Source organism: Rhizobium leguminosarum, assembly GCF_001679785.1.
In the GTDB taxonomy this organism is placed as follows: domain Bacteria; phylum Pseudomonadota; class Alphaproteobacteria; order Rhizobiales; family Rhizobiaceae; genus Rhizobium; species Rhizobium leguminosarum_R.
Window position 1 is genome coordinate 1,038,849 of record NZ_CP016286.1, and the last position, 21,357, is coordinate 1,060,205.

22 protein-coding genes are annotated in these 21,357 nt (G+C 61.6%); 8 read left to right on the top strand and 14 right to left on the bottom strand.

Going from position 1 to position 21,357, the window contains the following annotated elements:
* Positions 1–65: 65 nt before the first annotated feature.
* Positions 66–788 (top strand): hypothetical protein, encoded by a 723-nt coding sequence (locus BA011_RS05310; protein WP_065279674.1) that lies wholly within the window; start codon positions 66–68, stop codon positions 786–788.
* Here the strand turns inward: BA011_RS05310 and BA011_RS05315 are convergent.
* From BA011_RS05315 to BA011_RS05325, 3 genes are all read right to left on the bottom strand, one after another.
* Positions 758–1,162, bottom strand: coding sequence for a PilZ domain-containing protein (locus BA011_RS05315; RefSeq protein ID WP_065279675.1), 405 nt, complete (start codon positions 1,160–1,162; stop codon positions 758–760). The genes BA011_RS05310 and BA011_RS05315 overlap by 31 nt on opposite strands.
* An 84-nt stretch (positions 1,163–1,246) precedes the next feature.
* Positions 1,247–2,128 (bottom strand): DMT family transporter, encoded by an 882-nt coding sequence (locus BA011_RS05320; RefSeq protein WP_065279676.1) that lies wholly within the window; start codon positions 2,126–2,128, stop codon positions 1,247–1,249.
* A 178-nt stretch (positions 2,129–2,306) separates the two neighbouring features.
* Entirely contained in the window at positions 2,307–2,768 is a 462-nt protein-coding gene (locus BA011_RS05325; protein WP_065279677.1) for an Lrp/AsnC family transcriptional regulator, read from the bottom strand.
* A gap of 155 nt (positions 2,769–2,923) precedes the next feature.
* On the opposite strand from BA011_RS05325, the gene ald reads away from it, so the two are divergent.
* Entirely contained in the window at positions 2,924–4,042 is a 1,119-nt protein-coding gene (gene ald, locus BA011_RS05330) for an alanine dehydrogenase (protein ID WP_065279678.1), read from the top strand.
* Positions 4,043–4,058: 16 nt separating this feature from the next.
* Here ald and BA011_RS05335 read toward each other — a convergent pair whose 3' ends face one another.
* Complete coding sequence (locus BA011_RS05335; protein WP_065279679.1) at positions 4,059–4,568, bottom strand: DUF1203 domain-containing protein; 510 nt, start codon at positions 4,566–4,568, stop codon at positions 4,059–4,061.
* A 394-nt stretch (positions 4,569–4,962) separates the two neighbouring features.
* On the opposite strand from BA011_RS05335, the gene BA011_RS05340 reads away from it, so the two are divergent.
* Both BA011_RS05340 and BA011_RS05345 read left to right on the top strand, forming a co-directional pair.
* Positions 4,963–5,790 (top strand): class I SAM-dependent methyltransferase, encoded by an 828-nt coding sequence (locus BA011_RS05340; protein WP_065282419.1) that lies wholly within the window; start codon positions 4,963–4,965, stop codon positions 5,788–5,790.
* An 81-nt stretch (positions 5,791–5,871) separates the two neighbouring features.
* Positions 5,872–6,039 (top strand): hypothetical protein, encoded by a 168-nt coding sequence (locus BA011_RS05345; RefSeq protein WP_165402793.1) that lies wholly within the window; start codon positions 5,872–5,874, stop codon positions 6,037–6,039.
* Positions 6,040–6,056: 17 nt separating this feature from the next.
* On the opposite strand, the gene BA011_RS05350 is transcribed toward BA011_RS05345, so the two are convergent.
* From BA011_RS05350 to BA011_RS05365, 4 genes are read right to left on the bottom strand one after another with little or no spacing between them, the layout of a single operon-like run.
* Entirely contained in the window at positions 6,057–6,617 is a 561-nt protein-coding gene (locus tag BA011_RS05350; RefSeq protein ID WP_017960121.1) for a GNAT family N-acetyltransferase, read from the bottom strand.
* A gap of 5 nt (positions 6,618–6,622) precedes the next feature.
* Positions 6,623–7,492: a 3-mercaptopyruvate sulfurtransferase gene (gene sseA / locus BA011_RS05355; RefSeq protein ID WP_065279680.1), complete on the bottom strand. Its 870-nt coding sequence runs from the start codon at positions 7,490–7,492 to the stop codon at positions 6,623–6,625.
* Positions 7,493–7,510: 18 nt separating this feature from the next.
* Entirely contained in the window at positions 7,511–8,248 is a 738-nt protein-coding gene (locus BA011_RS05360) for an alanyl-tRNA editing protein (RefSeq protein ID WP_065279681.1), read from the bottom strand.
* A 6-nt stretch (positions 8,249–8,254) separates the two neighbouring features.
* A complete protein-coding gene (locus BA011_RS05365) occupies positions 8,255–9,292 on the bottom strand; it encodes a cysteine synthase A (protein WP_065279682.1) in 1,038 nt (345 codons plus the stop codon).
* Between the two features lie 226 nt (positions 9,293–9,518).
* Between BA011_RS05365 and BA011_RS05370 the strand changes: the two genes are divergently transcribed.
* On the top strand, positions 9,519–10,178 hold the full coding sequence (locus tag BA011_RS05370) for a ChrR family anti-sigma-E factor (RefSeq protein ID WP_186806504.1): 660 nt from the start codon (positions 9,519–9,521) through the stop codon (positions 10,176–10,178).
* Between the two features lie 98 nt (positions 10,179–10,276).
* The gene (locus tag BA011_RS05375; RefSeq protein ID WP_065279683.1) at positions 10,277–11,110 is read left to right on the top strand and encodes an SDR family NAD(P)-dependent oxidoreductase; all 834 of its coding nucleotides are present in this window, start codon (positions 10,277–10,279) and stop codon (positions 11,108–11,110) included.
* Here the strand turns inward: BA011_RS05375 and BA011_RS05380 are convergent, their stop codons facing one another.
* Positions 11,111–12,370, bottom strand: coding sequence for an SAM-dependent methyltransferase (locus tag BA011_RS05380; RefSeq protein ID WP_065279684.1), 1,260 nt, complete (start codon positions 12,368–12,370; stop codon positions 11,111–11,113).
* Between the two features lie 550 nt (positions 12,371–12,920).
* Positions 12,921–13,247 (bottom strand): hypothetical protein, encoded by a 327-nt coding sequence (locus BA011_RS05385; protein ID WP_065279685.1) that lies wholly within the window; start codon positions 13,245–13,247, stop codon positions 12,921–12,923.
* A gap of 213 nt (positions 13,248–13,460) precedes the next feature.
* On the opposite strand from BA011_RS05385, the gene BA011_RS05390 reads away from it, so the two are divergent.
* On the top strand, positions 13,461–13,778 hold the full coding sequence (locus tag BA011_RS05390) for a hypothetical protein (protein ID WP_065279686.1): 318 nt from the start codon (positions 13,461–13,463) through the stop codon (positions 13,776–13,778).
* A gap of 115 nt (positions 13,779–13,893) precedes the next feature.
* On the top strand, positions 13,894–14,571 hold the full coding sequence (locus BA011_RS05395; RefSeq protein ID WP_065279687.1) for an HAD family hydrolase: 678 nt from the start codon (positions 13,894–13,896) through the stop codon (positions 14,569–14,571).
* A gap of 37 nt (positions 14,572–14,608) precedes the next feature.
* Here the strand turns inward: BA011_RS05395 and BA011_RS05400 are convergent, their stop codons facing one another.
* The 4 genes from BA011_RS05400 to BA011_RS05415 are packed head-to-tail and all read right to left on the bottom strand — an operon-like array spanning position 14,609 to position 21,343.
* Positions 14,609–17,266 (bottom strand): nitrate reductase, encoded by a 2,658-nt coding sequence (locus tag BA011_RS05400; protein ID WP_065279688.1) that lies wholly within the window; start codon positions 17,264–17,266, stop codon positions 14,609–14,611.
* Entirely contained in the window at positions 17,267–17,602 is a 336-nt protein-coding gene (gene nirD / locus BA011_RS05405; RefSeq protein WP_017960132.1) for a nitrite reductase small subunit NirD, read from the bottom strand.
* A 4-nt stretch (positions 17,603–17,606) separates the two neighbouring features.
* A complete protein-coding gene (gene nirB, locus BA011_RS05410) occupies positions 17,607–20,057 on the bottom strand; it encodes a nitrite reductase large subunit NirB (protein ID WP_027666079.1) in 2,451 nt (816 codons plus the stop codon).
* A 17-nt stretch (positions 20,058–20,074) separates the two neighbouring features.
* Positions 20,075–21,343 carry an MFS transporter gene (locus BA011_RS05415; RefSeq protein WP_065279689.1) on the bottom strand — a complete coding sequence of 423 codons (1,269 nt, stop codon included), beginning with the start codon at positions 21,341–21,343 and terminating at the stop codon, positions 20,075–20,077.
* Positions 21,344–21,357: the final 14 nt, after the last annotated feature.

Sequence of the window (21,357 nt, forward strand, 5' to 3'; positions counted from 1 at the left end):
GCATGGTCGTGAAATACAATTTATGGTACAGTGGCGGCGGTTGGAACCATTGGGGAGATGGGATTATGAACAAGATCGTTATCGCTTTGGTCGGAGGTTTCGGAGGCATCGCACCCAGTCTGGTCGACAAGGCGCAGGCGCTCTACAGCGGCGATGTCGAGAAATGGCTGACGACGACGGCAAACCCTTGGATCTCAGTTGCCTGCGCGCTTGCCGCCATCGTCGTCTTCTTCATTATCGGCGGCGCTATCGCGCTGATCTATCGCGAACAGCAGTTGCAGAAGGCGCTTCTTCTTGGCATCGGCGCACCGGCTCTCATCATGGCCGCTGCACAGGGGAGTGCAGCCAACCCGCGGCCGATCGAGGTCAGCTCGGCCGCCAGCCTGTTCGGCATCGTCGGCGTCGCCCATGCTCAGGATGGCACTCGCTCCCTGCCGCCGCGGGTCGAATTGAAGGTCAATCCCGGCTGGACGCAGGGCGAATGCCAGACCTGCGATATCAAGTTCCTCGGCGGAGACGGCCAGATCATATCAAGCGAGCCGCTCTCCAGCAGCCAGGCGCCCGGCGCGGTCAACGTGCCGCTCGGCACGGAAACGATCCTGCTGTCCGGCGCCAACACCAATACCGCCACCGTCGACGTCAGGAACCTCGGCGCCAGGCTGCCGCAAACGCAAGGTTCGGTCACCCTAGACGTCAACGTCAACCGCAGCTACTGGAACGATCTCAGCCGGTCATTCGGCGCAAAGGCCGTGCAGCCTTACGATTTCAGCGTCGACGTTGCCAAATGAGGCATCCGGTCACTATTAGTGCTGGCTTTGGCCAGCTGGCGTACCGCCAGCACCGGTCGCATCTCCTTGTGGAAAAACCGGAAATAGGAGGAAATCTGCGCCCGCGCATTCGAATTCACGTCGAACTGGATGCCGACGCGGCCATTATGCTTCCAGCGGATGATGCCTTCGAGCAGCCCGAGGTTTTCAGCCTCGATGCGCACCTTGCTGCCGGAGGCGGCATGGAGCGGCCCCTTCATCTCCAGGGCGGCACCGGTCAGCGATAGGTCGAGGATGCGGGCATCCACCTGGCTGTTCAGGTATTTGACATGGCCGAAAACGCGGCAGTTTTTCCGATCAGTCTTCCGGGCCGTGATTTTCAAGTTGCGGGTCATACTGTCTCCCTTGGTATTGCGAGGGAGCATAGCGCCGGAAAATTGAAATGGTTTTAGGGGCTTGGCTAAAATTGCAGTGAAACATCAATTGGCGGCGGTGGCCCTGCTTCCGACCACATGCTCGCGCCAGACCGTGAAAATGCCGGCGGCAACCACGATGATCGAACCGATGATCGTGTTGAGACTGAGCGTTTCGTCATAGACCGCCATGCCGATGACCGAGGCGTAGACAAGTGACAGATAGGTCAGCGGCTGGACGGCGGCGGCATCGAGAACATCATAGGCGCGGATCAGGAAATAGTGGCTGGAAATGCTGGTGACGCAGACGAGCGCCATCCAGCCCCAGTCACCCGACGACATCCAGCTCCAGTAGAACGGTCCGATGAGCGTCATCGTGACGCCGCCGACGACGCCGGTATAGAAGAAGCTGGTCATCGACGAATCGTCGCGGCTGACCAGACGGGTGGCGATGACGTAGAAGGCGAAGTTGAAGCAGGAAATGACGGCGAGAAGCAGCTTCACGTCGAAAAATTCGCCTTCCGGCTTGAGGATCAGCAGCACCCCGAAAAGTCCGGCACCGATCGCTGCCCACCGCCGCCACCCGACCCGCTCGCCGAGGATCGGCATCGCCAGCAGCGCGATCAGGATCGGCGTCGCGGAAAAGATCGCCTGTGAACGGGCAAGACCGATTATTGCAAAGCAGGTGATGGCGAGGACCACCTGGACGGCAAGCAGCACGCCGCGGGTCACCTGCAGGAGAGGGCGCTTGGTGCGGGCCGTCGCCTTGATGCCGCCGCGCATCTTCGCAGCGAGGATGATCGTGAAAAGCGCAAAGGCCCAGTAACGGATCATCGTCACGAAGACTGGCGGATAAGCCGTCGCCAGATGTTTCGAGATGGCATCTTGCAGGGAGAAGATGGTGATCGCCAGCAGCGCGAAAATATAGCCTTGGGTCTTCGATGTCATGATTTGCCATTACTGCATAATTTCACCCTTAATCGATTCCGATTTAAGGGTGAAATTTTGCAGAAGTCCAAAGTGTTACAGCGTCCTCTGCGCGTCTGAAAAGACGCGCGGCGCTGTAGTGGGGAGGCGCTTACGCGCATCGAAAGTCTGGGCAGGCTTTCGGCAAAGATGCAAGGCCTCAAAGGCCGACATTCGGCTTGTCGATGATTTCTCTGAGCGCGAAGCTCGAATTGATTTTGACGACGTGGGGCAGGGCCGACAGCCAGTCCCGGTGGATCCGCTCATAGTCATCGAGGTCGCGGGCGGCGACGCGCAAGATATAGTCGTATTCGCCCGACATCAGGTAGCAGACGAGCACGTTTGGGCAGAGCTTCACCGCTGCCTCGAATTCCGCCAGCGTCTTGGCGAACTGGCCGGAGAGCGAGATATGCACGATGGCGATCATCTTGTAGTCGAGCGCCTTGTGTGAAAGCCGCGCATGGTAGCCGCCGATGACGCCGCTTCTTTCCAAGATGTCGAGCCGGCGCGAACAGGCCGAAGGCGACAATCCGATCCTTTCGGCAAGCTCGGCATTGGTGATGCGGGCGTTTGCCTGCAATGCCCGGAGAATCGCAAGATCGATGGTATCGAGATCGGCCATTCGAAGAACCTTCGAAGAAAGATAGGAGAGGCGCAATAATCGCCGAAAAATCACGTCTTCGCAAATCGTCTTTGCAAGGACATTTCACTGCCTTGATGGTTGGATTCCTCATCTGAAAAATCCGCGGCTGCGGAGATAAAATGAGAGGAACGCGCATGCGTGTCGGTTGCCCGAAGGAAATCAAGAATCATGAATATCGCGTCGGCCTGACGCCGGCCTCGGTGCGCGAATATGTTGCCCACGGCCACGAGGTCTGGGTGGAGACCAAGGCGGGCGTCGGTATCGGCGCTGATGATGCCGCCTATGCCGCGGCCGGTGCCAAAATCGCCGCCTCCGCCAAGGATATCTTCGAAAAGTGCGACATGATCGTCAAGGTGAAGGAGCCGCAGCCCGCCGAATGGACGCAGCTCCGCGACGGTCAGCTTCTCTACACCTACCTGCATCTGGCGCCGGATCCCGAACAGACCAAGGGTCTCATCGCCTCGGGCGTCACCGCGATCGCCTATGAGACGGTGACCGACGAGCGCGGCGGCCTGCCGTTGCTGGCGCCGATGTCGGAGGTCGCCGGACGCCTGTCGATCCAGGCAGGAGCGACCGCCCTGCAGAAGGCCAATGGCGGCCTCGGCGTCCTGCTCGGCGGCGTGCCCGGCGTGTTGCCGGCCAAGGTCGCGGTCATCGGCGGCGGCGTCGTCGGCCTGCATGCGGCCAGGATGGCTGCCGGCCTTGGCGCCGATGTCAGCATCCTCGACAGGTCGCTGCCGCGCCTGCGCCAGCTCGACGATATCTTCGCAGGCCGCATCCACACCCGCTGTTCCAGCATCCAGGCGCTGGAGGAGGAAGTCTTCTCAGCCGATCTCATTATCGGCGCCGTACTGATCCCCGGCGCTGCCGCTCCGAAGCTCGTCACCCGCGAGATGCTGTCCGGCATGAAGAAGGGCTCCGTCATCGTCGACGTCGCCATCGACCAGGGCGGCTGTTTCGAGACCTCGCATGCGACGACCCATTCCGATCCGACCTATGAAGTCGACGGCGTCGTGCATTATTGCGTCGCCAACATGCCGGGCGCCGTGCCGGTCACCTCGGCGCACGCGCTGAACAACGCCACATTGGTTCATGGCCTGGCGCTTGCCGATCGCGGCCTGCGCGCCATCGCCGAAGACAAGCATCTGAGGAACGGCCTCAACGTCCACAAGGGCCGCATCACCAGCAAGCCGGTCGCCGACGCGCTGGGCTACGAGGCTTTCGCGCCGGAAAGCGTGCTGAACGTAGCGTGAGAGACCTGACTATAGGTCAGATAGAAGCGCCGGCCTCCACCAGGGGCGGCGCCTTTACCTTGTCGATCCGGCATTGGAAGCAGTTGTTGCGCGCGGAGCGCACATGCACATAGGCGATATCAGATCGTCCCAGCAGCTCTTCGCAATAGGCTGGAATATCGCCGATAGCAGTCACCGCGCCGGTGCCGTAGACGATGCGGTCATTTTCGTTATAGCCGCGGACGATGAAGTCACGGCTCGTCGTCAGCACCGGCGGCATGATCTCTTCGGCGGCATAGCGTGCACAAGGCTGCTTGTGCAGGAAGACCGGGCCGGTTTCGGCATAGGGCTGCAGCTCGGGGAAGGGCCGGTAAGCGAAGACCAGCAACGCCTCGCCCGCATCGATATTTTCGAGGCAATGGCGGCAGGGATGACCGGGACCATCGGAAACGATCGTCTCGGGCAGCCTGTCATAGGCGTCGCGGCCGCCGTTCCAGAGGTGTTCGGCGTCGGTCGTCGGCATTGCGACAAAACGAATGGCGGTCATGGCAGATCTCCTTTGTGATTGTCATGAAATGCACCCGGACGAGTGTACAAGCCACCCGATTCTTGCGCGCCGCAAGCAATTGAGCGATCGAGTGAAACGCGGAATATGCTTCTTCCTCAAAGCGCACGCTTCCACCCTCCGCGTAACCTCAGACACTGCGGGAGTGCGCCAAAAGCAGGTCACCACGGGTCGCCCCCAAGCGGGTCGACGCCTGTCATGGACCAGCTTTCTTCTCGCTGCTCGTCGGCTCGATCGTGTCTCTCGTCGCCGCGCCGGGTATGTCTGGCGTCTTCATATCGTGGTACACGATCGGGTGGCACAGGGTCGGGCCGCTGCTCGGTTTTGAGAGGGTGCGCTGGCTGGCGGCGTCATGAATTTCGGTTTGGAGGGACAGATGATGGCTGAGGAAGCGGCATTGAACTTCGCGGACTTCTATGATGCCGAGCTTGCTCGCCACAACGCGCATTTTCGGGTCGCCGCTGCGGTCGGGCGGTCTGATCGTGTTCTCGATATCGGTTGCGGCGCCGGACAAACCACACGTGACGCCGCTCGCGCTGCGGAAGCAGGACGGGCGCACGGGATAGACCTGTCCGCCACGATGCTGGAGATTGCCCGTCGACGCAGCGCCGAGGAGGGATTACCGAATGCGACGTTCGAACTGGCGGACGCACAGAACCATGTCTTCGCAAAAGGGGAATTCGACCTTTGTATCAGTCGATTTGGCGTCATGTTCTTCGCCGATCCGGCGGTGGCTTTCGCCAACATCGCCAACGCCGTACGCCCCGGTGGGCGTTTCATTTTCATGGTCTGGCAGGGCAGAGACCACAATGAGTGGGCGACCGCTATACATAAGGCGCTTGATCCGGATTCAACCGGTCCGGTTGCGGCCAGCAAAGCCTTTTCGCTGAGCGAACCCTCGGTAACGTCTGGACTGCTCGAAACGGCAGGATTCACCGCCATTGAGTTTCGTGAAATCAACGAGCCTGTATTCTACGGTCCGGATCCCGAGACTGCATTGGCGACGATTCAGACATTTGAAAATGTGAAGAACGCCCTCGATCGTCCCGCCACGACAGCCGAAATACGGGCGCGGCTGCTCGACATGCTGGAGGAGCACCAGACACCCCACGGTATTCAATTCGATTCGCGCGCATGGCTCATCACCGGCCGCCGGCACGGCGACAGTCCCCCGTGCCTTATCGGTGATTTCCGCTCAGCGTGAATGTCGGCTTTGGGCCAAGCCGACATGGCTGGCATTTGCTATCGGATTCCGCAAAACTGCATGACGAAAAGGAAAAAGCCCATGCCCGATGTCGATCTCGCGCTGCTGGCGCAACAGAATGCGGAAATACTGGAAGAGCTCAGGGCTCTGCGGCGGGAGGTGGCAGAGCTGAAGGAACAATCGGGCCGCACACTCGATTTCGAGCGCCGCAATGATCCGCGCCGCCCGAATAGCCTAACGCAGCGTTAGCTACGTCGGGAAGAGCGTCAGCTTTTCCGCGCAAGCTCCAGAAGTTCCTTGTCACTGAGCGGCCGGACGATGCCGGTGCCTGTCGAAACGGGGGAGAAGCCGTACATCTGGTAGAGCTGCAGCGCACGCGGATGGTCGAGGTTGTTGGTGGTGGTGGTAACCCGCTTGGGATTGAGCGACCAGATGGCATAGAGCGCCTGCAGCAGGAACCATTTGCCGATGCCGAGACCGAGCGCATGTTCGATCAGGCCGAAATGGCTGAGCTCGATCATATCCTCGTCTTCGCAGAAATATTCGTAGAAGCCGGCGGGCGCGCCGTTCACGTAGAGAACGCTGATATTGTTACGCTTGTCGTTCAGCGTCTCGGCAAGCTGCTCGTCGCTCATACGCAACCGGTCCACCCATTGCCAGCGCGCGCCCACCTGCCGGTAGAGATAGCGGTAGAAGGGTAATGGGATCTCGGGAGCCCGCATGATCGCCGTCTGGATATTGACGGGCACCGGCATGCTCGCCTTCGGCGGCGCCGTCATTTCGAGCCGGGTGATGTGAGCTTTCAGCGAAGCGGGTGCCTTTCCCATGGCGATCAGACTTTGACCGGCGTCGGCGGACCGGCGACGATGGGCGTATCGTCACGGCTGCCCCATTCGCTCCACGAGCCGTCATAAAGCTTGTTGTCGTGATGGCCGAGCGATTCCAACGCCAGCGTGATGATCGCGGCGGTGATTCCCGAGCCGCAGGAGGTGACGACAGGCTTTGAAAGATCGATGCCGGCATCCTCGATCGTCTGCCTGAGTTCGGGCAGCGATTTGAAACGGCCCTGGCTGGCGAAGACGCCGGAGGGCAGGCTGCGGGCGCCGGGCATATGGCCGGAACGCATGCCGGCACGCGGTTCAGGTTCGACGGCGGCGAAGCGGCCGGCGCTGCGGGCATCGGCGATCTGCATCGCGCCACTGGAGACGATATCGCGCATCGTATCGAACGTCACCACGCGGCTTTCGTCGAAGTCAGGCGTAAAGGTCGCCGGCACAGGATTGGGTGTTTCGGTTTCAAGTGGACGGCCCTCGGCCTTCCAGCCGTCGAGGCCGCCGTCGAGAACGAAGACGTTTTTCGCGCCCATCACCCGGAACAGCCACCAGACGCGCGGCGAGGCGAACAGGCCGATACCGTCATAGACGACGATCCGATCATTCTCGCTGATGCCGAGCCGGCCGACTTCGGCGGCGAAATAATCGGGCGAGGGGATCGTGTGCGGCAGCGACGTCGAATGGTCGGCGATCTTGTCCTGGTCGAAGCGGATGGCGCCGGGAATATGGCCGGCCGCATATTCGGCATCGGCATCGCGCTTCTGCGCCGGCAGATAGAAGGAAGCGTCCAGCACCCGCAGATCAGCTTTCCCGAGCTCGGACTGCAGCCAGTCGGCCGAAACGACGAAACGGCTCTTGGTCTCACTCATGATGGTCTCCCTTGATGGTCAGGCTTCGTCGCCGGGCGTGCCGAAGCGAATGCGGAAGCGCCGGTTCTCTTTGCCCTTCTTCTCGATCTTGGCGATATGGATCCGGCCGACTTCCTGAGTCTCGGAAACATGTGTGCCACCGCAGGGTTGGCTGTCAATCGAGGAGTTCTCGCCGATGCAGACGAGGCTGACGCGCCCGAGCCCGATCGGCGGGCGTACGTTCTTCGATTTGACGATGTCGGGATTGGCCACAAGCTCCTCGTCGGTGATCCATTGCAGAGTGACCGGATGGTTCTGCTCGACCAGTTCCATCAGCTCGGCCGTCACCTCGTCCTTGTCGATCGTTTCGGCCATGTCGAAGTCGACGCGGCTTTCCTCCTCTCCGACGGCAGCGCCGGTGATCGGATAGGAGCAGACGACGGAAAGCAGGTGGCAGGCCGTGTGCATGCGCATCAGCCTGTAGCGGCGCGGCCAGTCGACATGCAGCACCAGCATCTCGCCGACCACGGGCCGCGGCGCACCTTCGAGCGGCACGTGGATGATGACATCTTTGCTGGGACCATGCTTCGTCTGGCCGAGCGCGATCTTGCTGCCGTCGGCGCGCTCGAGCTCGCCGGTGTCGCCGGGCTGGCCGCCTGATGTCGCATAGAAGCAGGTCTGGTCCAGTTCGATGCCCCCGTCTTCATGAACGGCAGTGACGACCGCCTCGCACGTCGAGAGATAGAAGTCGTCACGATAGAGGGCATTGACGGGCATGGGGTCTCACACGGGCTCGTAGGGAACGTGGATATCGGGCGACTTGGCCATCCAGCCCGGAACGGGCAGCCCCTTCGAGGTCAGGAAATCCGGGTTGAAGAGTTTTGACTGATAGCGGTTGCCGTAATCGCAGAGGATCGTCACCACCGTGTGACCAGGCCCGAGATCCCGGGCAAGATTGACCGCGCCGGCAATGTTGATCGCTGTCGATCCGCCGAGGCAGAGGCCCTCGTTCTCGACGAGGTCGAAGAGATAAGGAAGCGCTTCGGCATCCGGGATCCGATAGGCATAGTCAGGTGCGAAACCCTCGAGATTGGCGGTGATGCGGCCTTGGCCGATGCCCTCGGTGATCGAGGATCCCTCGGATTTCAGCGCGCCGTTCTGGTAGAATTCATAGAGTGCGGCGCCATCGGGATCGGCGATGCCGATCTTGACGTCTGCCTTGAAAGCCTTGAGGCCGGCGGCGACACCTGCCAGCGTGCCGCCGGAACCGACCGAGCAGATAAAGCCGTCGACCTTGCCGTCGGTGTCTTTCCAGATTTCTTTTGCCGTCGTTTCGACATGCGCCTGGCGGTTGGCGACGTTGTCGAACTGGTTTGCCCAGATCGCCCCGTTCGGCTCGGTCTTCGCCAGCTGCTCCGCCAACCGCCCGGATACCTTCACGTAGTTGTTCGGGTTCTTGTAGGGAACGGCGGGCACTTCGATGAGTTCGGCGCCGAGCAGCTTCAGCGCGTCCTTCTTTTCCTGGCTCTGCGTTTCCGGGATGACGATGACGGTGCGATAACCGAGCGCCTTGGCGACCAGCGTCAGCCCGATGCCGGTATTGCCGGCCGTACCCTCGACGATGACGCCGCCCGGACGAAGCAACCCCTTCCGCTCTGCGTCGCGGATGATGTAGAGCGCGGCGCGATCCTTGACCGACTGGCCGGGGTTCAGGAACTCCGCCTTGCCGAGAATGGTGCAGCCGGTCGCCTCTGAGGCACCCTTGAGTTTGATCAGGGGCGTGTTGCCGATGGCGTCGAGGACGGAGGGGTGGAAGGTCATGGAATCTGCCTCTATTCGAATTCTTACTTTAGGAACGGTCTTTTCCCTTCACAAGGCTGAGTTGGCAAGAAAAGCTATTCCACACCTCTGTCGGCCGCGATAAAATTTGGCTTTCCTCCTCCGAAATGACGCATGGCCCGCAATCCCGCCGTGTAAGGGGTGATCCGAAGATTGACTTTCCCCGTACGGATGACGACAAAGCGAAAACGGAGCGCGGCAACAGGGCGTGACCGAAACCGACATGGTTCACGAGCAGATCGACACGATCGATGCATTGATGGCGCATTATGTCGCCGGCTCCTTGCCCGAGCCGGCGCGTGTGCTGGTGCAGTCTCATCTCGAAATGAAACCGGAAAATCGCAGCCTGGTGAACAGCCTCGAGCTGCTGGCCGCGGAGGCCCTGGAAAACGCGCCTGAAGCGGCTATTGCCGATCGCGACGCGCGGCTTGCGGCAATCTTTTCCTCTGCGTCTCCCGTCCCGGCGCCACGGACGGCCGCGCGGCCGGAAAACGCGCTGTTTCCGCAAGCGTTGCGCGCCCTCTTGGGCTTCGAGGCCGAAGATGTGCCCTGGCGCCGTCGGTTGCCCGGTTTTAAGGAATATTCGCTCGACATGGACGGCTGCGACGTCAGCCTGATGTGGATCCGGCCGGGCCGCGCCTTGCCGGCGCACACCCACAAAGGCATGGAGCTGATTCTCATTCTCGACGGTGCCTTCAACGATGAACGCGGTCGTTTCGGTCCCGGTGATATCTCCATTGCCGACGAGACGGTCGACCACCGGCCGGTCGCCGAAAAGGACAGGCCGTGCATCGCCTTTGCCGTCTCGGACGGACCGGTCAAGCTCACCGGATCCTTCCGCCAGATGATCGGCGACCTGATCGGCTGAAAGCAGCCACAATAGTGTGATAGAGCCGTAAATCCGGAGGGGTTGAGGAACTTCCGGACCTGTTTTCGCATTGATCAGGCAGCCCGGAGGAACATGTCATGCGTGATTTCATTGCCCATCCCGAACATGGAATCGTCTGGATTTCGGGCGCGAGTTCAGGCATCGGCCGGGCGCTTGCACTGAGGCTCGCCGGCGAAGGATACAAGGTCGCCGTCACGGCCAGAAGCCATGAAAAGCTGGTCGAACTGCAAGCCGAAGCCAATGGCCTCTCGGGCAGTATCATTGTGCTCGACGGCGACGTCACCAATGCCGAGGACATGGAACATGTCATGGCCTCCATCGAATATGAGCACGGCACGCTCGCCATGGCGATCCTCAATGCCGGCGTCAACCTGCCCGTCCATGCCGAGGATCTGAACCGCACCGATTTCGAGAAGAGCTTTGCCGTCAATCTTTCCGGCGTCGTCAACTGTCTGCTGCCGGCGATCCGCCATATGAAGGCGAAGGGGCAGGGACAGATCGCCATCGTTTCCTCCGTCACCGGCTATGGCGGCCTGCCGACGGGAGCTGCCTATGGCGCCACCAAGGCGGCGCTGATCAATATGGCCGAAAGCCTGAAATTCGATCTCGACAAGATGGGCATCCGCATCCAGCTCGTCAGCCCGGGCTTCGTCGATACGCCGGCAACGAGGAAGAATGCCTTTCCGATGCCATCGCTGGTATCGGTCGAGGAGGCCGCCCGGGAGATTGCCGCCGGGTTGAAATCGCAGGCCTTCGAGATCACCTTCCCGAAGCGCTTCACCGCTATGCTGAAGCTCGCGCGCCTGCTCCCCTATGGCGCCTATTTCACGCTGGTGAACCGCGTGACCGGCTGGCGGGAGCGGCCGCCGTCGGCTGGTCGCCACCCGGTGACACCGCATGCGGCGGAATGATCAACGGCGCGAGAACACGACCTGGCGCACATCGATATTGCGGGCACGGAAGCCGGCCTCGCAATAGAACAGATAGAATTCCCAGAGCCGCTTGAAGCGCTCGTCGAAGCCCATCGGGCGGATGCGTTCCCAGACCGACCAGAAACGCTCGCGCCATTCGGCGAGCGTGCGGGCGTAGTCGAGCCCGAAGCCGAAATCCTTGACCAGCGACAGATCGACCTTGCCGGCAAGTTCGGCCAGATGGTTGCGCGTCGGCAGCATGCCGCCGGGAAAGACGTATTTCTGGATGAAGTCGGGGTTGCTGCGATACTGGTCGAAGGATTCCGGCCGGATGGTGATGATCTGCAGCCCAGCCTTGCCGCCCGGCTTCAGACATTGCCGGAGCTTGGAGAAATAGGACGGCCAGTATTTTTCGCCGACCGCTTCGAACATCTCGATCGAGACGATCCGGTCGTAGAGCCCTGCTTCATCGCGGTAGTCCTGGAAGCGGAATTCCACGCGGTCATCGAGGCCGGCCTTGTGAATGCGCGCCTCGGCAAAGGCGAGCTGCTCGCGGCTGATCGTCAGCCCCGTCACCTTGCAGTTCAGCTCACTTGCGGCAAATTCGGCAAAACCGCCCCAGCCGCAGCCGATCTCCAGCACATGATCGCCAGGCCCGATGCCCGTCGCCTCGGCAAGCGCCCGGTATTTGGCGTTCTGGGCCGATTGCAGATCATTGGCGCCGGTCGAATAGAGTGCTGAGGAATAGGTCATGCTCGGATCGAGCCATTCCCTGTAGAAATCGTTGCCGAGATCGTAATGGGCGGAAATGTTGCGCTTCGAGCCCGTTTTGGTATTGGCGTTCATCCAATGGCGGACGCGCTCGAAGAGGCGGCCGACGCCGCCCTTGCCGTGCGCATAGCTGTGTGCTGCCTCGCCGTTGACGAGGAAGAGTTCAAGGAAGGCGGTGATGTCGGGACTGTCCCAATCGCCGTCCATATAGGTTTCGGCGACCCCGATCGTGCCGCTCGTCAGCGCCCGATAGGCAAGGTTCCAATTGTTGAGGCTGAGCGCCGCCTTCGGCCCGGGCTGCTTTCCCTCGATCAGCAGCCTGCGGCCGTCGGGAAGGGTGACGGCAAGCGAACCATGCTGCATGCGCAGTAGCCCGCGCAGCGCCAACTTCGCCTTGAAGGGCAGACCCTTCACCAGACGGGATATGTTTTCCCCCGTCAGCGTCACCGCGTCACGAGCCATCAGATTCCAGTCCTGCGCCTTGCTCATCTTTCCTCCTCCGGCATTTTTTGCCGGTTCGGGACGACGATACATCCGCTACGATGTGCTCGGGCGGCCTCCGGCCATTGCATGAAAGGCTACCGCATAATTCCTGAAATCGGAACCGATTTGAGGATAAGATTTTGCAGCAGCTGAAAGTGCTGCAACGCGCTTCGCGCGTGTGAAAAACGCGCGTGCTGATATGTCATTCCGCCACGTCTGCAAGCGGCCGGACGCCGACTTCAGGCGGAGGCGCCGGACGCCTGACGTGGCGTGAGCCTTCAGCCGCAATTCACGGGATGATCTGCCGCCCGGAGAGATGGGCTGCGTTGAGAGCCTCGTTGTCGTCAAGGGGCGCAAATCCTTGCGAAACCAAAGGATAACCGGTTTGCCGCGTCCCTTGCCAATGAAGCGTTCCCTGACTGTGTTCTTCAACCTGCTAGGGATGTACGGAACGCCCGATCAAAAATTTCATTGCGAACGAAAAGCGTTCATCGCTGCCATGACATGGATAAGGCCGGCGTGAACCGGCCTTTTCCGGGAGCGGAGAACCGCCTGATTAGTTGTCGTATTCGCGGCAGGCTTCGCTGATCGATGCGCCGCTCTGTCCGCCGCGCGTATCGACGCCGGACATCTGTTGCGGCATGCCGGGGCACTCCATCGTCTGCGGTCGGCCGATGCTCTGTGTCGTCGTCGGATCGACCGGCGAGACCGGTACCGGACGAATGCCGTTGTCACTATTGGTGTAATCGGACGAATAGGTGCCGGAACTCGGATCGGTCGAACCGCCGTTCGTTGGCCCGATCGGACTCGGGTTAGATTGGGCAAAGGCCGACGACGCCATGCCGATGGCAAACAGCGAAGCGGCGATGAGGGATTTAGTCATAGGATATCCTCCTTTGATTTTCATCTTGGATGACCCTGGGGTAACTGCCTGATGGAATCATTGTTCCGAAATTTGCAGAAAACCTGCATTCAAGCTCTGCGGCGTGCCCGGCATGGTTAGGCGTAAACCTTAACGGGCGATGTCGCTGGATCGGCGCCAGCGCATGTCCTACTTGCATGCGGAGATACTAAAAAACCGTGGCATGAGGCCGCTATGTTCATCTCCTTTCGCGAAGCCGCAGATCTCGGTCTCCAGATCGCACTTGCACTCACCTTGACGATGAGTGGCATGGCGGTCGCCTCCTACGCCGTCAGGAATGACAAGGCTAAAATTTCCGCAATCGACGTCAGCCGTCCCTCACTCTGGACCGCCGCTCCGATGCGCGTTGATCCGGCTACGCAGGCCTCCCTGCGCGCCGACGCTCCGGCCGCACTGGAACTCGCCGATGGTGCCGATGACCTCTGCCACGACCCGATCGGCCTCCGGCTTTCCTGCCACTTGATCGTCACCTCTGGCACTGCGGCTTTTTAGGTGAAGGCGGTTGGGAGGCGTCACCGCCATTCCCGAAAGCTTGCAAAACCCTATGATTTGCCGTTTCATCGCGATAGCGACCACCGTTCGGCTCTTTCCCTGAAGGATCAGCCTTTTGTCTATGCCGATGCCCCGCGGCTTCGAGAAGCCCTATGCCGCCTTCCTGTTCGATATGGACGGCACCATCCTCAATTCGATCCGTGCGGCCGAGCGTGTATGGAGCGACTGGGCGAGGCGTCAGGGGCTCGATGTCGCCACCTTTTTACCGAAGATGCATGGATCGCGCGGCATTGACACGATCACCCGGCTGAACCTGCCTGGAGTCGATCCCGAACATGAATCGAAGCTGGTGACCGAGGCCGAGATCGCCGATGTCAGCGACGTCGTGGCCATTCCCGGCGCCGCGACCTTTCTGAGTTCACTGCCCCCGGATCGCTGGGCGATCGTCACCTCCTCGCCGTTGCGCCTTGCTCACCGGCGGCTCGAGGCGGCAGGCTTGCCGGTGCCGAGATTCATGGTGACGGCGGAGGACGTGAAGGTGGGAAAACCCGACCCGCAATGTTATATTCTCGGCGCCGAGCGCCTCGGCGTCAGTACGCAGGATTGCCTGGTGTTCGAGGATGTCGCAGCCGGCATTACCGCCGGCGAGGCGGCGGGCGCCGATGTCATGGTCATCTCGGCAACACATCACCAAAAGATGGAGACGCCGCACCCGACGCTTTCATCCTATGACGAGATCTCGGTCCGCATCTCCCCCGATCACAGGATGCTGATCGTCCCGAACGCGGCCTGACAGTGCTCCGGCTGCGTCCTGCTTGCTTCTGCGCGGTTCACTCCGCGGCTGCGGCAAGACAGCGATCGATGATGCTGCCGATTTCGCTACGGCAGGAGCCGCAATTGGTTCCAGCGCTGGTTTCCTTGCCGACCGCCTCGACGCTGTGACATCCGCCGCGCACGGCAGCAGCGATCTGGTTGACCCCGACACTGAAGCAGGAGCAGACGGTGGCGCCCGGATCCGGCCTGCCTGCGCCGGGACGACCCGCAACGAGCGCAAAGCGTTTCCTGAGGTCGCCATGCGAGGCTGAGAGCTGCGATATCGCCCAGTTGCGCGCGACAGCGACGGGTTCGCGGGCGAGAAACAGCGCCGCAAGCAGGACCTCGCCATCGAAGAAGGCGAGCCTGAGGTCGCCGGATTGCCGGTCGGCATAACCAAGCGGTTCGATCTCGGCTGGAATGGCGAAAACCGCCCGGCACCAGGCCGTCCAGTCTTCGACGTTGTCGCCGAAGGCAAGCTCCAGCCGCCACCCGCCGGCGGCTTTTGCCAGCGCCCAATAGGCGGCGTCGGGCGTGGCGGGTTTTGTGGCGGAGACGGCGAAGCCGTAATGGGCGGCGCGGAAGGGCCGGATGGCGACGGCGACGTTCTTCGACGCCGGTTGACCGGAAATGGGGTCCGTTACCGGCGCGACCACGGCGTCGATCCGTGCTCTTGCGGCGAACTGGTCGTTCCAGTGCATCGGCGCAAAGATGCCGCCGCGCGCCTGGCGATCGGTCACCAGCGCCCGCACGATTGCCTTGCCGTGCGGGCTGTCGATCTCGACGAGGCCGGCGCTTGATATACCGGTCTCGATCGCGTCGCGCGGATGGATCTCGGCAAAGGGTTCGGCGATATGCGCGGAAAGCCGCGCGCTCTTTCCTGTTCGCGTCATCGTGTGCCACTGGTCGCGGATGCGCCCGGTATTCAGCGTGAAGGGGTACTCGGCATTGGTGCGATCGGTTGCGGGCGGTTTGACCGCGACGAAGCGCGCCTTGCGATCGGGATGGAAGAAACCGCCCTCGGCGAAGAAGCGGGTTTTGCTCGGTTCTGTCCCTGCCGCCTGCGGCCACTGGAAGGGCGACAGTTCGTTATAGGCCCCGCCGCTCATGCCGGCGCGCGCGCCGATGTCGAAATCGCGGCTGCCGTTATTTTCGAAGGCGGAAAGCGCCGCGTGCTCGGCGAAGATTGCCGCCGGCGCATCAAAATCGAAGGCGGCGGCAAATCCCATGCGGCGTCCGACCTCCGCAAGCTGCCACCAGTCGGCCCTTGCATCGCCGGGGACGGCGAGAAACGGTCGCTGCCTTGAAATGCGCCGTTCGGAATTGGTGACGGTGCCATCCTTCTCGCCCCAGCCGAGCGAGGGCAAAAGCACATCTGCGTGCCGGGTCGTATCCGTCTCTTTGAGGATGTCCGAGACGACGACGAAGGGACAGGCGGCGATCGCGTTTTCGACACTGTCGGCATCCGGCATCGAGACGACGGGATTGGTCGCCATGATCCACAGCGCCTTGATGCGCCCGTCGGCCACGGCTTGGAACATGTCGACCGCCTTCAGGCCGGGCTTTGCGGCGATGACGGGCGAGTCCCAGAAGCGCTGCACGCGGTCTCGGTCTTCGGCATTCTCGATCGCCATATGGGCGGCAAGCATATTGGCGAGGCCGCCGACCTCACGCCCGCCCATGGCGTTCGGCTGTCCGGTCAGCGAAAACGGTCCCATGCCGGGACGGCCGATGCGGCCGGTCGCGAGGTGGCAGTTGAGGATGGCATTGACCTTGTCGGTGCCGGAGGAGGATTGGTTGACGCCCTGGCTGTAGCAGGTCACGACCTTCGGCGTCGTCTCGAACAGGCGGAAGAACTCCCTGATCTGCATGGCCGGCAGGCCGGTCCGTTCCAGGAGATCGTTGATATCGAGCGCGGCTGCAGCCGCAAAAGCGTCGCCGAAACCTTCGGTATGAGCGCCGATATAATTCTGGTCGATTGCCGAACTGGTCGCGAGATGGGCAAGCAGTCCCATGAACAGCGCAACGTCGCCATCAGGACGGATGGCGAGATGCAGGTCGGCGATGTCGCAGGTCATCGTCCGGCGCGGATCGATGACGACGATCCGCATGTTTGGCCGCGCCGTCTTTGCGGCGGCAAGCCGCTGGTAGATGACGGGATGACACCAGGCGAGGTTGGAGCCGGTCAGGATCACCAGATCCGCAAGTTCGATGTCCTCATAGGTCCCGGGAACCGTATCGGCGCCGAAGGCGCGGCGATGCCCCGCCACGGAAGAGGACATGCAGAGCCTTGAATTGGTGTCGATATTACCGGAGCCGATGAAGCCCTTCATCAGCTTGTTGGCGACATAGTAATCCTCGGTCAGCAACTGGCCCGAGACGTAGAAGGCAACGGCGTCAGGCCCGTGTTCCGCGATCGTTGCAGAAAAACGGCGGGCGACCAAGTCAAGAGCCTCGTCCCAGCCGCTCTGTTTGCCTTCGATCTCGGGATAGAGAAGCCGGCCATCGAGATCGATGGTTTCGGCAAGCGCTGAACCCTTCGAGCAGAGCCGGCCGAAATTCGACGGATGCTCGGGATCTCCTTTGACGCTGACTGCGCCTGCCTCGTCGACCGTGGCGATAACGCCGCAGCCTACACCGCAGTAGGGACAGGTGGTCTTGACCTCAGCCGCCATCTATTCCGCCGCCATCATCAGGCTTTCCAGAGCGATGAACAGCCTGCCGTCTTCGTTCAGCACCTGTATCGTCCGGACCTCGCCTTCGTCCGCGCCGAGCGCCTTGCCTGTTTCCAGCGAGATCACCCAGTTGTGCAGCGGGCAGGTGACTGACTTGGCGTGGACGATGCCTTGGGAGAGCGGGCCGCCCTTATGCGGGCAGTGATCTTCGATGGCGAAGACCTCGTTTTCGGCCGTGCGGAAGACAGCGATCTTGCCTTGTGGCGTCTTCACGCAGCGCGCGCCGCGCAACGGGATGTCGGAGATGTCACCGATTGCGATCCAGTTCATGTCCATCTCCTTACTCTGCAGCCTGCGGATAGCCGATCGTCGCCATCGGCTTGAACTCATGCTTGTCCTTGCCGGAAACACGCTCCGACCAGGGATCGACCTGAGCAAATTTCTGGGAGAAGACGAAGCGCTCGTAATACGCTTTGCGCTTTTCGGCATCACCCATGATCTGGCGGCGGATTTCATCCAGGCCGACGCGCTTAGCCCATTTGTAGATGCGCTCGAGGTAGCGGGCCTGTTCGCGGTACATCTGCGTCAGGGCCACGATATGCTCCAGTGCCTCGTCCTCGGTTCGGACAAGCCCAAGGACCTCCGTGCCCTTGATGTCGAGACCGGCCGCACCGGCGAAATGGATCTCGAAACCGGAATCCACGCAGATCACGCCGATATCCTTGCAGGTTGCTTCCGCGCAGTTGCGCGGGCAGCCGGAGACGGCCATCTTCAACTTGGCCGGCGTCCAGGAGCCCCACATGAACCTTTCGATCCGGATACCGAGGCCGGTGGAATCCTGTGTGCCGAAGCGACACCAGTCCGAGCCGACACAGGTCTTCACGGTGCGCAGACCCTTGGCATAAGCCTGGCCGGAGACGAAGCCGGCCTTGCCGAGATCGGCCCAGACGGCGGGCAGGTCTTCCTTCTCGATGCCGAGAAGGTCGATGCGCTGGCCGCCCGTCACCTTCACCATCGGGATCTCGAACTTGTCGACGACATCGGCGATGGCGCGCAGCTCGTTCGAATTGGTGACGCCGCCCCACATGCGCGGAACGACGGAATAGGTGCCGTCCTTCTGGATGTTGGCATGCACGCGTTCATTGATGAAACGCGACTGGTAGTCGTCGGCATATTCATCCGGCCAGTCGCAGACGAGGTAATAGTTGAGCGCCGGCCGACATTTGGCGCAGCCGCAGGAGGTCTTCCATTCGAGCTCCTGCATGACGGCAGGGATGCTCTTCAACCCCTTCGCCTTGATCAGCCGGCGAACGTCGTCATGGCCGAGTTCGGTGCAGGTACACATCGGCTGGACGGCAGTCGGATTGTAGCTGTCGCCGAGCGTCAGCGCCATGAGTTGTTCGACGAGGCCGGTGCAGGAACCGCACGAGGCGGATGCCTTCGTGTGGGCGCGTACGTCGTCGAGCGACGTCAGCCCCTTGCCTGAAATCGTCGAAGTGATCTTGCCCTTGCATACGCCGTTGCAGCCACAAATCTCCGCGTCATCCGGCAAGGCTGCAACGGCCGCCATAGGGTCCAGCGGCGACCCTCCCTGATAGGCCTGTCCGAAGATCAGCGTCTCGCGCATCTCCGAAATATCGGTTGCCTTCTTCTTCAGGTCATTGAACCAGGCACCATCGGCGGTTTCGCCGTAAAGGACGGTGCCGATAATCTTATTGTCCTTGAGCACCAGACGCTTGTAGACGCCGGCGCTGGCATCGCGCAGCACGATCTCCTCGCGGTCGTCGCCGTCGGCGAAATCGCCGAGTGAATAAAGCTCGATGCCGGTGACCTTGAGCTTGGTCGGCGTATCCGCATGAACGAAGGCGGGCGAGCGATCGCCGGAAAGATGCGAGGCGGCGATACGGGCCATTTCATAGAGCGGCGCAACGAGGCCATAGACCATGCCGCCCACCTCGGCGCATTCGCCGAGCGCGAGAATATCGCCGTCCGAGGTCTGCATGCCGGCATCGACGACGATGCCGCGATTGACCGCAATGCCGGCGTCCTTCGCCAAGCCCACACTCGGACGAATGCCGACGGCCATCACAACCAGCGTTGCCGGGATGATACGGCCGTCGTCAAGCTCGATGCCCTCGACCTTGCCATTGCCGACGATCGCCTTGGTATTGGCCTTGCAGATGACCTTGATACCGCGTTCCTCGACCGCCTTCTGCAGCAGGTAACCGGCGGCGGGATCGAGCTGGCGCTCCATCAGCGTCGGCATGACGTGCAGCACGGTGACGTCCATGCCGCGCTGGGCAAGGCCGGCCGCCGCTTCCAGGCCAAGCAGGCCGCCGCCGATGACGACAGCCTTTTCGCGCGACTGGGCGGCAAGCAGCATCGCCTGCACGTCGTCGAGATCGCGATAGGTGATGACGCCGGGCAGATCCTTGCCGGGAACAGGGATGATGAAGGGCACGGACCCCGTTGCGATCACCAGCTTATCGTAGCTTTCGGTGACGCCGTGGTCGGAGGTGACGGTCTTGGCGGCGCGATCGATGTTGACGATCTTGTGGCCCTTGTAGAGCATGATGCCGTGCTTGATATACCAGCCATCGCCGTGAATGATGATCTGCTCGTAGTCCTTTTCTCCGGAGAGAACCGGCGATAGCATGATGCGGTCGTAATTGACGCGCGGCTCGGCATTGAAGATCGTAACTTCATAGCGTCCGGGCGCCTGCTCGAAGAGGTGCTCCAGCATGCGCCCGGGCGCCATGCCATTGCCGATGATGACAAGTTTTTCGGTCATATTTCCAGGTCCTTAGATCAGGTTGCAGCCACGGGCGCCGAGTGCCCTTGGCGCGACAGTTGCTTTACGGACAGGTGCATCCAGATGAGAGAGATCACGACGATCGCAAAGAGCAGCAGGAAACAGCTGGACCAAAGGCCGGTCATGTCCTTGAGAAGGCCAAAGGCAATCGGAAGGATGAAGCCGCCAAGGCCGCCCATCATCCCGACGACGCCGCCGACTGCGCCGACGTTTTCGGGGTAGTAGGCCGGAATGTGCTTGTAGACGGCAGCCTTGCCGAGGCTCATGAAGAAGCCGAGCACGAAGATGACGACGATGAAGATGACAGGGGTGATACCGAACGCCGGACCCGTCCCGGAGGCGTCGGCGGCCGGCAGCGAAAGGATGAGGGTGGCGACGGCCGACACGGCAAACATCGTATACATCACGCTGCGCGCGCCCTTCTTGTCCGACAGCACGCCGCCGAAGGCGCGGAAGATGCTGCCCGGGATGGAGTAGGCGGCCGCGATCATGCCGGCGGTTTCCAGATTGAAGCCGTAGACGCCGACCAGATAGCGCGGCAGCCACAGCGACAGGGCGACGAAGCCGCCGAAGGCGAAGAAATAGTAAAGCGAGAAGCGCCAGACCTGAACGTTCTGGAGTGGCGCGAATTCCTCGACGAAACTCTTGGTGGCAACGCGGCGTTCGCGGCGGAGACGGAAGGCTGGATCATCGGTCGTGGTGAACCAGAAGACGATTGCCATCAGCGCCAGGCCGACGGCCCAGATCTCCGCAACCGCCTGCCAGCCCCATGCGATCAGCACGAAGGGGGCTGCGAATTTGGTTACGGCCGCGCCAACGTTGCCGGCACCGAAGATGCCGAGCGCGGTTCCCTGCTTCTCCGCCGGGAAGAAAGGCGAGACATAGGCGACACCGACTGCAAAGGAGCCGCCGGCAAGGCCGACGCCGAGGCCGGCGATCAACATCTGCGTATAGGTCTGGGCGTAAGAGAGCAGAAAGGTCGCCAATGCAGCGGCCAGCATGGTGAGCGTGTAAACGAGACGGCCGCCGTAACGCCCCGTCCAGATGCCGAGGACGATGCGCACCAGCGAACCGGTGAGCACGGGGGTACCGACCAGCAATCCGAACTCGGCCTCGTTCAGGCCGAGATCCTGCTTGATGCGAATGCCGATGATCGCGAAGATCGTCCAGACGGCAAAACAGAGGGTGAAGGCTACAGTGGAGATCCACAATGCCTTGGCTGGTTCGCCGGCGGACATAGACTGTGATTTCTCGATGACAGACATAACTTCTCCGAGGC